Source organism: Kitasatospora sp. NPDC093679, assembly GCF_040683455.1.
GTDB classification, from domain to species: domain Bacteria; phylum Actinomycetota; class Actinomycetes; order Streptomycetales; family Streptomycetaceae; genus Kitasatospora; species Kitasatospora arboriphila.
Genome location: NZ_JBFBDW010000030.1, coordinates 29,072 through 43,085, shown reverse-complemented (window position 1 = coordinate 43,085; position 14,014 = coordinate 29,072). Strand labels below are relative to the sequence as shown.

General features: G+C 75.9%; 16 protein-coding genes. 9 read left to right on the top strand and 7 right to left on the bottom strand.

What is annotated here, in order from left to right; translation table 11 throughout:
* Positions 1-128: 128 nt before the first annotated feature.
* A complete protein-coding gene (locus AB0O09_RS23750; RefSeq protein ID WP_363544184.1) occupies positions 129-581 on the top strand; it encodes a DUF4253 domain-containing protein in 453 nt (150 codons plus the stop codon).
* Here AB0O09_RS23750 and AB0O09_RS23745 read toward each other — a convergent pair.
* From AB0O09_RS23745 to AB0O09_RS23735, 3 genes are all read right to left on the bottom strand, one after another.
* A complete protein-coding gene (locus tag AB0O09_RS23745; protein ID WP_363544182.1) occupies positions 536-2,608 on the bottom strand; it encodes a family 20 glycosylhydrolase in 2,073 nt (690 codons plus the stop codon). The two genes, AB0O09_RS23750 and AB0O09_RS23745, sit on opposite strands and share 46 nt — an antisense overlap.
* 161 nt (positions 2,609-2,769) lie before the next feature.
* Positions 2,770-3,291: a nucleoside 2-deoxyribosyltransferase domain-containing protein gene (locus tag AB0O09_RS23740; RefSeq protein ID WP_363544180.1), complete on the bottom strand. Its 522-nt coding sequence runs from the start codon at positions 3,289-3,291 to the stop codon at positions 2,770-2,772.
* A 46-nt stretch (positions 3,292-3,337) separates the two neighbouring features.
* Positions 3,338-5,185, bottom strand: a complete 1,848-nt coding sequence (locus tag AB0O09_RS23735; RefSeq protein ID WP_363544178.1) for a GDSL-type esterase/lipase family protein — start codon at positions 5,183-5,185, stop codon at positions 3,338-3,340.
* Positions 5,186-5,295: 110 nt separating this feature from the next.
* On the opposite strand from AB0O09_RS23735, the gene AB0O09_RS23730 reads away from it, so the two are divergent.
* The 5 genes from AB0O09_RS23730 to AB0O09_RS23710 all read left to right on the top strand — a co-directional run bounded on the left by AB0O09_RS23730 (position 5,296) and on the right by AB0O09_RS23710 (position 8,629).
* Positions 5,296-5,664: a metalloregulator ArsR/SmtB family transcription factor gene (locus tag AB0O09_RS23730; RefSeq protein ID WP_344626274.1), complete on the top strand. Its 369-nt coding sequence runs from the start codon at positions 5,296-5,298 to the stop codon at positions 5,662-5,664.
* Entirely contained in the window at positions 5,661-6,113 is a 453-nt protein-coding gene (locus AB0O09_RS23725; protein ID WP_363544176.1) for an SRPBCC domain-containing protein, read from the top strand. The genes AB0O09_RS23730 and AB0O09_RS23725 overlap by 4 nt, the downstream gene beginning before the upstream one ends.
* A gap of 84 nt (positions 6,114-6,197) precedes the next feature.
* Positions 6,198-6,971, top strand: coding sequence for an alpha/beta hydrolase (locus AB0O09_RS23720; protein ID WP_363544174.1), 774 nt, complete (start codon positions 6,198-6,200; stop codon positions 6,969-6,971).
* A gap of 46 nt (positions 6,972-7,017) precedes the next feature.
* A complete protein-coding gene (locus tag AB0O09_RS23715; protein WP_363544173.1) occupies positions 7,018-7,782 on the top strand; it encodes a maleylpyruvate isomerase family mycothiol-dependent enzyme in 765 nt (254 codons plus the stop codon).
* 118 nt (positions 7,783-7,900) lie between these two features.
* Positions 7,901-8,629, top strand: coding sequence for a VOC family protein (locus AB0O09_RS23710; protein WP_363544171.1), 729 nt, complete (start codon positions 7,901-7,903; stop codon positions 8,627-8,629).
* Between the two features lie 106 nt (positions 8,630-8,735).
* On the opposite strand, the gene AB0O09_RS23705 is transcribed toward AB0O09_RS23710, so the two are convergent.
* Positions 8,736-9,926, bottom strand: coding sequence for a hypothetical protein (locus AB0O09_RS23705; protein WP_363544170.1), 1,191 nt, complete (start codon positions 9,924-9,926; stop codon positions 8,736-8,738).
* A gap of 234 nt (positions 9,927-10,160) precedes the next feature.
* Complete coding sequence (locus AB0O09_RS23700; protein ID WP_363544168.1) at positions 10,161-10,658, bottom strand: MarR family transcriptional regulator; 498 nt, start codon at positions 10,656-10,658, stop codon at positions 10,161-10,163.
* Positions 10,659-10,703: 45 nt separating this feature from the next.
* On the opposite strand from AB0O09_RS23700, the gene AB0O09_RS23695 reads away from it, so the two are divergent.
* The 3 genes from AB0O09_RS23695 (at position 10,704) to AB0O09_RS23685 (ending at position 12,658) form a co-directional block, all read left to right on the top strand.
* On the top strand, positions 10,704-11,651 hold the full coding sequence (locus AB0O09_RS23695; protein ID WP_363544166.1) for an EamA family transporter: 948 nt from the start codon (positions 10,704-10,706) through the stop codon (positions 11,649-11,651).
* Between the two features lie 243 nt (positions 11,652-11,894).
* On the top strand, positions 11,895-12,305 hold the full coding sequence (locus AB0O09_RS23690; protein ID WP_363544164.1) for a GNAT family protein: 411 nt from the start codon (positions 11,895-11,897) through the stop codon (positions 12,303-12,305).
* Between the two features lie 89 nt (positions 12,306-12,394).
* Positions 12,395-12,658 (top strand): hypothetical protein, encoded by a 264-nt coding sequence (locus tag AB0O09_RS23685; RefSeq protein WP_363544162.1) that lies wholly within the window; start codon positions 12,395-12,397, stop codon positions 12,656-12,658.
* Between the two features lie 18 nt (positions 12,659-12,676).
* On the opposite strand, the gene AB0O09_RS23680 is transcribed toward AB0O09_RS23685, so the two are convergent.
* Both AB0O09_RS23680 and AB0O09_RS23675 read right to left on the bottom strand, forming a co-directional pair.
* Entirely contained in the window at positions 12,677-13,441 is a 765-nt protein-coding gene (locus AB0O09_RS23680; protein WP_363544161.1) for a dienelactone hydrolase family protein, read from the bottom strand.
* A gap of 81 nt (positions 13,442-13,522) precedes the next feature.
* Positions 13,523-13,930, bottom strand: a complete 408-nt coding sequence (locus tag AB0O09_RS23675; RefSeq protein WP_363544159.1) for a hypothetical protein — start codon at positions 13,928-13,930, stop codon at positions 13,523-13,525.
* Between the last annotated feature and the right edge of the window lie 84 nt (positions 13,931-14,014).

Here is a 14,014-nt window from a genome sequence, read left to right as displayed (position 1 = left end):
AGCCAGGCGCGCCCCGGTCCGGCTGTCCGCCGACGGCGGACGCGACCCCGACCCCGGACACAGCCCAGGACTCGGACCCGGCCCCGGGCCGTCGACGGGGTGTCAGCGGCGGCCCGCAGGATGTCCGCATGGGCGAACTGCCCTCGGTGGCGGCCGACCTGCGCCGTCCCGTCCCGTTCGGCCCGGCCGATCCGTCGGTCCTGGCCGATCCGTCGCCGCCGGCCGGCGGGCTGCCGCCGGGTCGGCTGGTCGGCTCGGACACGCTGGACCTGAGCGTCGCTGCGCCGCCGGCCGATCTCGCCGCGGCGCTGCCGGTGGCGGCCGGGCACGCGGCCCTCTGCCTCGACACCGTCCTGCTCCGACCGGGCGGCCCGGGCACCCTCGCGGCCCACGCGGAGCACCTCGTCGGCGCGCACCACTGGTCGTTCCGCCGGGACGGTGTCCGACACCCCCACGGCGTCCGGCATCCCGGCACCGTCATGGCGCCCGAAACCGCCGTGGTGTCCGGCGCCGCCGTGGGCGAGCCGGTCGCGGGTCAGGGCAGGTGCCAGACCTGGGCCGCGGTGCTGCCGCAGTCGTAGAGGCGGAGACTGCCGGAGGCGGTGGCGTCGAGACAGCGCCCCGAGGCGGGGTTGAGCAGCGCGGGCCCCGCGCCGAAGCTCCACTGCCAGGTCTGGGCGCCGGTGCCGTTGCAGGTCCAGAGCCGGACGGAGGTCCCGTTGGCGGTGCCGCCGCCGGTGGCGTCGAGACACTTGCCGAGGGCGCGCAGGGTGCCGTCGTCGCCGAGCGTCCAGGTCTGGGCGGGGGTTGCGTCGCAGGCGGTCCGGCTGTCGACCGGGGTGCCGTCGGCGGTCCGGCCGCCGGTGACGGCGAGGCAGGTGCGGCCCGCTCCGGCGGTCACCGGCCCGGTGGGGCCGGTGGGGCCGGCCGGGGTGGCGGGCCAGGGGATCTGCGGCGAGCGGTAGTAGCGGATGCCGAGCAGTTCCCAGCGCGGGCCGTGGGTGGCGATCCGGCGGGCGAAGTCGGTGAAGTCGTGGGCGGCGGCGGGCGACCAGCCGAGCTCGGCGAGGGCGGGCAGCCGGGGGTGGCTGAGGTGGTCGAGGTCCTGCGGGGTGGCGGCCGTCTCCGTCCACAGCGGGGCTTCGACGCCGCGGACGGCGGAGGCGGGCGCGCCCTGGAGGTAGCCGTCCGGGTCCCAGTCGTAGGCGGTGCGGACCTCCAGGCCGGAGGGGGTGGCCCAGCGCTGTCCGAGGACGGTGTCGGCGGTGTACTTCTGGTCGAGGTAGGCGAACCGGGCCGGGGCCATGATCAGGCCGGTGCCGGCGGCGGCCGCCGCGGCGAGGTCGGGGTCGTCGCCGGTGGTGTCCCAGTCCTCGACGAGGGTGGACGGCTGCAGGGTCGCGCCGGTGATCTGGTTCCAGGCGGCGGCGGTCTTGCCGTGCCGGGCGACGTCCTGCTGCACCCAGGTCATGAAGTCGGCGTACTGGGCGGGATCGGTGGTGTGCGCCTCGTCGCCGCCGATGGCGAGGTAGGGGCCGGGGGTGAGGTCGGCGAGCTGATCGACGACGTCGTCGACGAACTCCTCGGCGGCCGCCCGCCCTGCCGGGGTGCTCAGGCAGAGCGAGCTGAAGCCGACGTCGGTGCCGGTGTAGGGCGGCGGGGCCTGGCCGTCGCAGTTCAGCTCCGGGGTGGCGGCGAGGGCCGCGTTGATGTGGCCGGGCAGGTCGACCTCGGGGACGACGGTGATGTTCTGCGCGGCGGCGTACGCGACGATCGCCCGGTAGTCGTCCTGGGTGTAGTGGCCGCCGGGGCCGCCGCCCACCTGGGTGGAGCCGCCGATCGAGGTCAGTTCGGGCCGGCCGGCCACGGCGATCCGCCAGCCCTGGTCGTCCGTCAGGTGCAGGTGCAGGTGGTTGATCTTGTAGCGGGCGAGGCCGTCGATGTGGCGCTCGACCTGGGCGACGGTGAAGAAGTGCCGGGCCACGTCGAGCATCGCGCCGCGGTACGGGTAGCGGGGGTGGTCCACGATGTGCCCGCCGGGGACGGTCCACGGGCCGGGCTGCACGGTGGCCGACTCGATCGGTGCGGGCAGCAGCTGGCGCAGCGTCTGCACCCCGTTGAACAGGCCCTGCGGCTGTGCGGCCCGGATCACCACGCCGGTGGCGGTGACGTCCAGCTGGTAGCCCTCGGGGCCGACGGACGGGTCGGCGCCCGTCAGCAGCAGGGCGATCCCGTCGGCGGGCGCGGCCGCCGACGCGGCCGTCCGGACGGTCAGCGGATAGCCGGTGGCCGGGCGCAGCAGCTCCGCCAGCCGGGTGCCGATCCGTGCGGCCTCGGCGGAGCCGGCCTCGGTGGTGATCGCCGTCTGCGCGGTGAGCGGGTAGCCGGTCGCCGGGTCCGGCTGCACCAGGACGGGCCGGGGCACGAGGCCGCTGCCCATCGTGGCCGCGGCCGCGGCCGGGGCCTGCGCGGCCCGTGGGCCGGTCGGTGCGGGCAGCCCGAGCACGGTCAGTGCCAGGGCGGCCGCCGCGAGCGCCACTGCCGACGGCCGCCGGTGCGGGGTGCCGCTGCGCGCGGGCTGCCGACGGCGGGGCGCGGAGCGGGGCATGGCGTCCTCCGTTGCTGGTCCGGGCCCTGACGTGCCCGCGGGTGCGGTCCTGACGCACCGTGGGACGGGCCGCGGCCCGGCCGCAGGGATGTCCCGTTCGGTCGGCACCGGGCCTGCGACGGCATCACCCTATGGCAGCGGCTGCGGCCCGGCGCGGCGGGTCACCGGCGTCGTTCGGCCGCGGACGCATCGGCCCCGGCGGCGGCCGCCACCAGGGCGAGGGCCGCCGCCACCGTCTCCGGGAGGGTCTCGCGGACGGGTGCGCCGTAGTGCCGGGCGAGGTGCAGCAGGTAGCGGTTGCGCTCGGGGTTCGGGCAGTCGGGCGGGCAGCCGAGCACCGTCCGCCCGGTGGTGACGTCGTGTCCGAACTCGACGTTGGTGGTGAAGCCCGGCAGGGTGCGCAGGTCCCGCGGGATCCAGAAGAGGATCGCGGTGGCGCCGGCCCGGGCGGCGGTCTCCCAGGCGAACTGGTGGTCGTAGTCGGCGGCGCGGAAGCCGCCGCGGTCCTCCGGGAGCAGCACCGTCAGCGGCTGCGGCCCGTCCCACCGCTCGGCGAGCAGGTCGACGGCCTGCGGCCGCCAGGACGCCACCCGTGCCGCCCGCGGCGTCGGCCCGGCGAGGAAGACGCTCGGGCCGGACGGGATCTCCTCGCGCGCCCACACCTGTCGGACGGTGCCCGTCATCGTTGTCCCTCCGCCGCCGTTCCGCGCTCGCCCGTGCGGGGCGAGACTACCGGCCGGAGGGGGCGCCGCGGGTGAGCACCCCGGCGAGGGCGGGCGCGAGGGTGTCGGCGAGCAGCCGGGTGCCGGCGTCGTTGAAGTGCAGGTGGTCGCGTGGGTCGTGGACGCCGTCGCGCAGCCGTTCCGGGGCGGCGGGGTCGCGTGCCGCGAGGTCGAAGTCGGTGCGGGCGTCGATGTCGCGGGAGGACCGGATCCAGGAGTTGACCTGCTGTCGGACCTCCTCCCGTTCCTCCGTCCAGAGGGTGCTGCCGCCGAAGGGCGGGATCGTCGCGACGACCACCCGCAGGCCGTGGGCGTGCGCCAGGGCGGTGATCCGCCGGATGCCCGCGATCAGGTCCCGGGCGGAGGCGTCGTGCAGGGTGATGTCGTTGATGCCCTCGTAGAGGACGAGGGTCCGGGCGTCCGGCTGGGCGAGGACGTCGCGGTCGAGGCGGTTGAGCGCGGCGGGCCCGGCGGCGCCGGTGCTGTCGGTCAGCAGGGAGTTGGCGGACAGCCCGGCGTTGGCCATGCCGGTGCCGGGGGCGGTGCGGCGCAGGTCCGCGGCGCAGAGGTCGGGCCAGCGGTGGTCGGCGTCGGGTCGGGTGTGGGCGCCGTCGGTCTGCGAGTCGCCGAGGGCGACGACGGTGCCGCGGCCGTCCGCGGTGGCGAGGTCGACGCCGGTGAGGAAGGCCCAGTACGGGATCGGCCGGGTGAACGCGGCGCCGCCGGTGTCGGTGCTGTGGTCGCCCGCGCCGGCCGCGGTGGTGTAGGAGGTGCTCAGCGCCCACACGTGGCGGGGCGCGACCAGGACGCGGCCCGGCAGGTGGATGCTCACCAGCAGTTCGTCTCCCTCGGCGACCGGGAGGTCGACCGGGTCGCCGTAGGCGTCGCCGCCGGCCGGGACGGTCGTCCGCGTCCGGCCGGCGAAGGTCACCGGGACGGGCGCCGCCCGGGCGGTGCCGTGGTCGGCCCGGACGGCGAGCGTCACCCGGCCGAAGGTGACCGGCACGGGCGAGAGGGCGTTGGTCAGCCTGATCCGGACCGTCCGCCCGGCCAGGTTCGGGTGGACGACCATCCGCAGCGTGCGGTCCGTCCAGCCGTCGGGCTCCGGAACGGCGGACGCGGTGCCCGGGGACGCCGTCCAGGCGGCCTCCCAGACCCGGCCGCCCGGCGCGTCCGTGGTGTTGCGGACGGCGAGGTCGAAGACGTGCAGTGCCGGGGCGCGGTCGTCGCGGTCGTCGCGGAGCCGGGGCAGGGTCACCGCGACGACCGCCTTGCCGCGGTCGATCGGGACGGCCGCCGTGTAGAGCCGCGCCTGCTCCGGCACGGTGCCGGCCGGGGTGTGGCGGTGCGGCAGGGTCAGCGCCGCCGCCGCGGTGCTCCCGGCCGCCCAGTCCCCGACGGTGAGTTCGTAGCTGCTGCTGGTGCCGTCGGCGTAGCGCACCGTGCCGGTGCCGGTGGCCGGGCCGCCGGTGGCGGTGGCGAGGAAGCCCAAGGCGCTGCCGCGGCCCGAGAGGGCCACGTCCTGGCCCGCCGCGAGGACGTTGTCGGGCCGGCCGGGTGCCACGTCGGCGCGGGTGTAGGTCGTGCCGTTGACGGTGATCCGCGCGCCCCGTGCCCACCCGGCCGCCGCCAGGTCGGCCTCGGCGAGGCTGCCGCCCCTCCCGTCCAGGTCCCCGGCGGGGGCGCTCCCGGCGGTGACGGCGGTGTTGTCGTAGAGCGCGGCCAAGGGGGCAGCGCCCTCGGCGGCGGCGCCCGGCGGCGCGGCACCCGGGGACAGCAGATGGGCGCCCACCACCGCCAGGACGGTCAACGCGACCGTCGGGCCGGCAGCCGGACGCACCCGGAGGCGGTTCACGGCATCCCTCGACGTCACTGTAGGTCCGCGGTCCGTCCACCGCCCCGGCAGCGGAACCCGTCCACAACCTTTTGGTTGTGCAAACGGCTGGTTGTGCATAGGCTGGCGTCATGACGGTCGTCGAGGACGAGTTGAGCCTGGTGTTCGCCGCGCTGGCCGATCCGACCAGGCGGGCGATACTCGAGCGGCTCGCCGCCGGCAGCGCCACCGTGGGCGAGCTGGCCGAGCCGTTCGCGATGAGCCAGCAGGCGGTCTCCAAGCACCTGAAGGTGCTGGAGCAGGCCCGCCTGATCTCCCGCACCCGGGCGGCGCAGTCCCGCCCGTGCGTGCTGGAGCCGACCAACCTGGACGCGGCCACCGACTGGATCGGCCGGCACCGCCGCGTCTGGGCCGACCGCCACGACCGCCTCGACGCACACCTGGCCGCGCTGGGCGCGGAGCAGCGCGACGGCGGCGCCGAGGAGACGAGCACCCCATGACCACCACCGGCGAACTCACCTACCGGCGCATCCACCGGGCCACGCCCGAGCTGCTCTTCGACTGCATGACCACCCCGGAGCACCTGGCCCGCTTCTGGGGCCCGACCGGCACGACCACCCCGCTGGACGGCATCGTGGTCGACCTCCGGCCGGGCGGCGCCTTCGAGACCACCATGGTCAGCGACGCCGACGGCAGCACCCACACCATGCGGGCGGTGTACGCGGAGGTCAGCCGGCCCGACCGGCTGGTCTGGGTCGAGGCCGACGTCGAGGGCGGCATGCGGACCACCGTCACCTTCACCGACCTGCACGACGGCCGGACGGAGGTGGTCACCCATCAGACCAACGTCCCGGCCGCGTACCTGAGCGCCGCGGCGCAGGCCGGCTTCGCCACCGGCCTCGACCGCTTCGAGGCGTACGTCGCGGGCCTGGACGCCGGCCACGGCTGAGCCCGCCGGCGCCGGTCCCCCCGGGGGCCGCCGCGGCACCGGTCTGCGTGCAGCACCGATCTCCATGGAAGGCAGGGAGTCACCATGCCCGTCCTCACCTCCACCGACGGCACCCGCATCGCCTACGAGTACGGCGGCGCCGGACCGGCGCTCGTCCTGGTCGACGGTGCGCTGTGCCACCGTTCGGCCCGCCCGCTGGCCGCGCTGCTGGAACGGGACTTCACCGTGTACGCCTACGACCGCCGGGGCCGCGGCGACAGCGGGGACACCCCGCCCTACGCGGTGGACCGCGAGGTCGAGGACCTGCGGGCGGTGGTCGCGGCCGCCGGGGGCCGGGCGGCCGTGCACGGGACCTCCTCCGGGGCCGCGCTCGTCCTCCGGTCGGCGGCGGCCGAGCCGGGGATCACCCGGATCTCCCTCTACGAGCCGCCGTTCGTCGCCGAGGCCGGCCTGGCCGCGGAGGCGAAGGAGTACTCGGCGCGGCTGCACGAGCTGCTCGCCGCCGGCCGCCGGGGCGATGCGGTGGCGCTGTTCATGACGCACGCCGGGGTCCCCGCGCAGGCGGTGGCGGGGATGCGGACGCAGCCGCACTGGCCGGCGTTCGAGGCGATCGCCCCGACGCTGGGGTACGACGACGCGGTGCTGGCCGACGGCTCCGTGCCGCGCGACCTGGCGCGGCGGGTCGGCGTGCCGGCGCTCGTCCTGGCGGGCGGTGCGAGTCCGCCGGTGCTGCAAGAGGCCGCCCGGGCGGCCGCGGAGGCGCTGCCCGGTGCGGTGCACCGCGTTCTGGAGGGCCAGACGCACGACGTGGCGGCGGAGGCGCTGGCGCCCGTCCTCGCGGGGTTCTTCCTCGGCTGAGGCCGATCGGGGCCGGTGCGGCGGCGGTCCGTGCTGAACTGGCGTCATGGACAACGCCCGATACCTGGAATGCCTCGCGGCCGACTTCGCCCGGCTGCGGTCCGTGGTGCCGCTCGCACCCGCCGCGGCCGTGCCGACCTGCCCGGGGTGGACGGTCACCGACCTGGCCCGGCACGTCGGCGCCGTGTACCTGCACAAGATCGCGGCGATGCGGGAGGGCGCCGAACCCGAGCAGTGGCCGCCGAAGGGGCTGGACGAGGAGGAGCCGATCGCGCTCCTCGACCGGGCCTACCGGGGCCTGCTGGCCGAGTTCGCCGCCCGCCGCCCCGAGGACCCGGCCGGCTCCTGGTACGCGCCGGACAGGTCGGTGGGTTTCTGGATCCGGCGGATGGCGCAGGAGACGGTGATCCACCGGATCGACGCCGAGCTCGGCACCGGGCAGCGGGTCGCGCCCGTCCCGGCCGATCTCGCGGTGGACGGCATCGACGAACTGCTGAAGGTCTTCGTGGCGTACGGCGTCGAGGAGTGGGGCGACTACTTCACCGGGATCCTGGCGGACTCCCCCGGCCGCGGCTACGAGGTGCGGACCGAGGGCGCCGCCTGGCGGCTGCGGACCGGCCCGGGGGTGTTCACGGTCGAGGACGGGGCGGGCCGCGGCCCGGCGGACGCCGTGGTGAGCGGTCCGCCGGCGGCCGTGCTGCGCTGGGTGTGGAACCGTCAGGACGGCGATCCGGCGCCCGGTCTGACCGTCGAGGGCGATCCCGACGCCGTCGCGGAGCTCAAGCGCTGCATCGTCACCGCCACCCAGTGACCCCCGGCGGGGGCCGGAGGGCTGCCGGTCGGCCGACCCGTTTGTGCGCGGCCGCCCCCGGCCAGCACGATGTCCCCGCACGGCCGGTCGGCACGGCCATCAGGTGACGGGAGCAGGGATGATCCGCTGGGTGTACGCGTTCGTGGACCGGCCGCGGGAGCGGTTCGCGCAGGCCGCCGGGTTCTGGACGGCGGCGACCGGCACGTCGCTGTCACAACGCCGTGGTGCGGACGGCGAGTTCGCGACCCTGCTGAGCGAGGGGACGGACGCCTGTCTGAAGCTCCAGGGCGTGGCCGGCGGCGCCGGCGGCGCGCACCTGGACCTGGCGGTCGAGGACGTCCGGGCGCTCGCCGGCCGCGCCGTCGAACTGGGCGCCTCGGTACTGGCGGACGAGGGCGACGACCTGGTGGTCCTCGCCTCCCCCGCCGGGCAGTCGTTCTGCGCGGTGCCCTGGCGCGGCGAGTCCCGCCGTCCGGAGGTCCACGCGGGCACCCGGCTGGACCAGCTCGCCGTCGACGTCCCGGGCGGGGCGTTCGAGGCCGAGACGGCGTTCTGGGGCGGGTTGACCGGCTGGCCGGTGCTGACCGGCTCGCGGCCGGAGTTCCGGGTGGCCAAGTCGCCGGCGGAGCTGCCCGTCCGGATCCTGCTGCACCGACTGGACGACCCCCGGCCGACCGGCGCCCACCTGGACTTCGCCTGCGCCGACCGCGCGGCCGCCCGGCGCGCCCACGAGGACCTCGGCGCGGTCTTCGTCGCCGAGCACAGCCACTGGACGGTGATGCGCGACCCGGCCGGCGGCACCTACTGCCTCACCGCCCGCGACCCGCACACCGGCGCCCTGGGCTGACGCCCGCGAAGGCCCAGGAGTTGTCTTCAAAGGGCGCTCGGGCGGTCGATCCAGGGGCGCCTGGGGGCGCCCCCATGTGGCATCCGTACGCCTCTGAAGACACGTCCTAGCGCCGCCCGTTTGCGACCGCCGCCGTGGTGAGCCGGTCGGCGAGGGCGCAGGTCAGCACGGCCGCGGTGAGGGCGGCGACGGCCGCGCCGAGCAGTGCCGTCTCGTAGTGGGCGCCCGCCGTCAGACGTCCGGCGGCGGCGCCCGCGAGCAGGGCCGCGAGCACGGCAGGCAGCAGGGCGAGTGCCGCGACACGGGGGCGGGCGGCCAGGACGGGGACGGCGGCCGCGAGGAGGACGAGGAGCCCGGCCGCGGCGGCGAGCGGCGGGGTCCCGAAGGTGACGCCGTACCGGATCGCCAGGGCCGGGACGAAGAACAGCACCAGTGACCGGCGCAGCCCGTCCGCGAGCATCCCGGTGGCCGGCCGCGCCGCCGGGCCGGCCGGGATCCGGCGGCGGAGCAGCGCGGTGGCGGCGAGGACGGCGACCGCCGCGGCCGCGCCGGGGAGCCGGTCGGGCAGGCGGCCGAGGTTGTAGAGCAGCGCCGTGTCGTAGACGGTCAGCACGAGGTGGCCGAACGCGGCGAGGTCGACGGCGAAGAGCAGCAGGCCCGCGGTGCCCGGCGGCCCGGCCGGGGTGCGGGCGGCCCGCGCGTCGCGCCGTACGACGGCGGCGACGGCGGGCGGGGTGAGCACGGCGGAGAGCAGCCGGATCGCGATGTCCTGTTCCGTCCACGGGGTGCGCAGCTGCCATTCGACGGTGCAGAAGACGGCGGTGCAGAAGGCCGCGGCGAGACCGAGCAGCGGCGACAGGGCGGCCTGCCGGTACGCCACCGGGTCGAGTCGGCGCAGGACGGTCAGGAACACCAGCAGGACGAAGGGCAGTTCGAGCAGCGCCGGGACGCGGAGCAGGCTCGGTGCGAGCAGTTCCGGTGCCGGCACGTGGGCGGCGAGGGCCCGCGCGGTCGGCCCGTCGGCGAGGTCGAACCAGCCGGGCGGCAGCAGCCGGGCGACGAACGAGGCGTCGCCGTCGTGCACCCGCAGCAGGTAGACGGTGACCAGCAGCTGGTTGAGGAGGATCAGTGCGGTGACGGCGGCCAGTGCGGTCTCCGCGGTGACCCCGCGCCGGCCGCCGGCCGGTGTGCCCGGTGCGGCCGGTGCGGGGCGGCGCAGCACCCGCGGGGCCTGCCGGAGGGCGACCGCGACGGAGCCGGCCACGGCGGTGTCCACGAGGAGGGTGCCGGTCGACATGGTCCGTCACTCTAGGCGGTCGGCGTCGGAGCCCCTCCGGGCCCCGGCTCCGCAGCGGGCCGGTGCTCGTGGGCCGCGCCGCAGCGCCGGACTCCGTGCCCGACCTGCGGCTCCTGCCGCTCCGTCAGTCTCCTTGCACAGCCGGTCGATCATGATTGAATGCGGTGCGTCGCGGCACCGGGGGTGCCGATGCTGCGCAGGGCCGGCCCCCGGGGAGGCGGGCGGGCGGGCCGCTCAGCGGTGCGGGTCCTCCAGGGTCTCCAGCAGGGTGCGCAGGGTGGCCGCCAGGCCGTCCCGGGCGGCGGGGTCGAGTGCGGCGAGCAGGCGTTCCTCGGTGGCGAGATGGTCGGGCAGGGCACCGTCGATGAGGGCGAGTCCCTTGTCGGTGAGGGAGACCAGGACGACCCGGCCGTCGGTGGGGCTGGGGCTGCGGGTGACGAGGCCGTTGGCCTGGAGCCGGTCGAGCCGCTGGGTGACGGCGCCGGAGGTGACCATCGCGGAGCGCATCAGTTCGGCGGGGGTGAGCGGATGGTCCGGGCCGTTGCGCCGCAGGGTGGCGAGGACGTCGAAGGAGGCCGCGTCGAGGCCGTGCGCGGCGAAGGTGCGCCGCATCTCGGGCTCCAGGGCCGCCACGACCCGCTTGAGCCGGCCGATCACGGCCATCGGGGAGACGTCCAGGTCCGGGCGCTGCCGGGCCCACTGGGCGAGGACGGTGTCGACGTGGTCTGCCATGGAAACAGCCTAGCGGATCTCTTAGCAGTGAGATACATTGCCTTAGTGCTAAGAAATCGACGGCTGACCGTCCTCCTGCTGACCGCGCTCGCCCCGGCCGTCTGGGGCTCCACCTACCTCGTCACCACCGAGTTCCTGCCGCCCGACCGGCCGCTGACCGCCGCCATGCTCCGCGCGCTGCCCGCCGGCCTGTTACTCGTCCTGCTCACCCGCCGCCTGCCGAGCGGCAGTTGGTGGTGGCGCTCGCTCGTGCTCGGCTCCCTCAACATCGGCGTCTTCCTCGCGCTGCTGTTCGTCGCCGCCTACCGGCTGCCCGGCGGACTCGCCGCCACCGTCGGCTCCGTCCAGCCGCTGCTGGTCGCCGGACTCTCCGCCCTCCTCCTCGGCGAACGCCTCACCGCCCGCACGGTGGCCGCCGCCGTCGGCGGCATCGCCGGCGTCACCCTCATGGTGCTGCGCGCCGAGGCCCGGCCGGACGCCGTCGGCATCGCCGCCGCCCTCGGCGGCGCCGCCGTGATGGCCTCCGGCGTGGTGCTCAGCAAGCGCTGGGCCCCGCCCGCAGGACTGCTCGCCGTCACCGGCTGGCAGCTCGTCGCCGGCGGACTGCTGCTCCTGCCCGTCGCCCTGCTCGCCGAGGGCCCGCCGCCCGCCGACCTCACCGCCCGCAACCTCGGCGGGTACGCCTACCTCGGGATCATCGGCGCCGCCGTGGCCTACACCCTGTGGTTCCGCGGCATCAGCGCCCTCTCCCCCACCCAGGTCACCTTCCTCGGACTGCTGAGCCCGCTGGTCGCCACCGCCCTCGGATGGCTGGTGCTCGGCCAGGGACTCACCGCCCTGCAACTGCTCGGCGCCCTGCTCGCGATCGGCTCGGTCGTCCTCGCCCAACTGCGCCACCGGCCCGCCGCCCCACCGGCCGCACCGGCCGCCGCGCCGACCGCAGAACAGGCCGTCCGACCCGCCGAGTTCACCGGCAGCCGCACCGACGACTGACCGTCCCCGGCTTCGGCTGTGCCCTGGACGGCTACCATCCCGCGAAGAAGATCACCTAGGGCCACCAGGAGGCCCCGTGGCTCCCCCGCCGCTCACCGGCCGGCTCGTCCGCCTGCGCGAACTCCGCGAGGAGGACCTCGACCGACTCGTCACCCGGTGGAACGACCCGGCCACCGCCGTCCGCCAGGTCACCGGCCCGGTCCACCCCCAGTCCACCCCCGGCCCGGCGCCGAGATCGCCGCCATGTTCCGCTCGTGGAGCCAGAACACCGGCTGCAACGTCGGCCTCACCGTCGTCACCCTCGACGGCGACGAGACCGTCGGCCACGTCACGCTCTACGGCGCCGACCCCGAGGACCGCTGCGCCACCCCCGCCGTCATCGTCGGCGCACCCCACCAGGGCCGCGGCCTCGGCACCGACGCCGTCCGCACCCTGCTCGACTACGGCTTCGCCGAACTCGGCCTGCACCGCATCGAACTGACCGTCCTCGGCGAGGACCTGCCCGCCCTCGCCGCCTCCCGCAAGGCCGGTTTCACCGAGGAGGGCTGCCGCCGCGAGGCCGCCTTCCGCCACGGCCGCCGGCAGGACCACGTCCAGACGGGCGTCCTCGCCCGCGAGCACCTCGCCACCGAACGGACCGCCGCAGCCGGGTGACGGGGGCGACCCCGCCGCACCGGCCCGCCGCCCACCCGCCCCGGGGAATCCGCGTGAAGCCGCCGGACGCCCTCGCTACGGTGGGAAGCATGATCGACAATGCTGCCGAAACCCTTGCCTGGGAGCTCATCGGCTGGGACGCCGAGGACGTCGCGGCCCACGTCACCGACGACCTCACGCGGGACGAGATCCTGAGCGTCCGGGACTTCTTCCCCGGCCGTGAGGACGACCTGCTGGCGACCGCCGTGTACGTGGTGCCGCCCGAGCTGTACGAGGCGATGCGGGCAGCCGTCCCCCGCCTCGAGTTCCGAGCGGGGCTGGAGTACCAGCTCGGCGGCCACCTCGAGGCGTAGCCGGCCCGCGGGCGCGGTTCAGCCGCGGCGGAGGTGCTCGGCGAGGGCGTCGAGGGTGCGCCGCCAGGCGTCGGCGGCGGACTTCTCGTCGTAGGTGTCGGGGCGTTCGTCGTTGAAGAAGCCGTGGCCCACGCCCTGGTAGGTGACCTGTTCGTGGCGGACGCCGGCCGCGTGCAGGTGCTCGCCGACGCGGTGCCACTCGTCGAGGGACATCACGAAGTCGTCGGCGCCGAAGAAGCCCAGCAGGAAGCCGGTGTTCTTCGCGATCGCGGCACTGTCGGCAACCGGGGGCCGGGGCTCGGCCAGCGGGATGCCGCCGTCGAGCAGCCAGCCGCCGTAGTAGCTGACGACCAGGTCGAACGGCAGCGCCGTGGCGCCGAGGACGGCGATGTGCCCGCCCAGGCTGAAGCCGAGCATCGCGGTGCCGCCCTGCCCGCCGAACTCCCGGACGGTGGACCGGGCGGCCGTCAGGTCGGCGAGCACCTCGTCCCGGCGCAGTGCGGTCATCAGCCGGCGGCCCTCGGCGCGGCCCGCCTCGTCGTGGCCGAAGCCGGCGCGCCGGGCGTTGCGCCAGTAGAAGTCGGGTGCCAGGACGGCGTACCCGGCCGCGGCGAGCCGTTCGCAGACCGCCTTCAGGTGGCCGGTGACGCCGAAGAACTCCCCGGCCACCACCACCGATCCGTGGGCCGGCCGTTCGTCCGGCAGGACGAGCAGCCCCTCCGGGCCACCGCCCTCGCCCTCGCCGAGCGGGATCCACCGTGCTGTCGTCGTGCTGTCCGCCATCGCTCCCCCTTCGTGGTCGATCGGAGTCTAACCCGTACCGCGGAGCAGAATTGACGGATGATCAGTCGAAGGGCGCGGGCCTCAGGCCGGGGTGTGGCGGACGGTGCACAGGCCCCAGATGACGACGGTGCAGGCGGCGATCACGACGAGCGACCAGAGCGGGTAGTACGGGATCGACAGGAAGTTGGCGACGATCACCAGACAGGCGACGGCCACCCCGGCGATCCGGGCCCACAGGGCGAGCCGGAAGAGGGCCAGGCCGATCAGGATTGCCAGCACCCCCAGGACGAGGTGGATCCAGCCCCAGCTCGTCAGCGTGAACCGGAAGGTGTACTTCGGGACGATCACGAACACCGGGTCGCCGGCCAGCGCCATGACGGCGCGCAGCAGGTTGAGCACACCGGAGACGAGCAGCAGGACGGCGGCGACGGCCACCACGCCGCTCGCCGCGCTGTCGGTGCCGCGTCGGCCGTTCACTGCTTCTGCCATGGGTGCGCCTCGATTCCGTACCGGTCGGTCTCCTCGACGACCGGACCGTGTCGATCCTCGCCCCGATCCCTGCCCGCCGCAGCG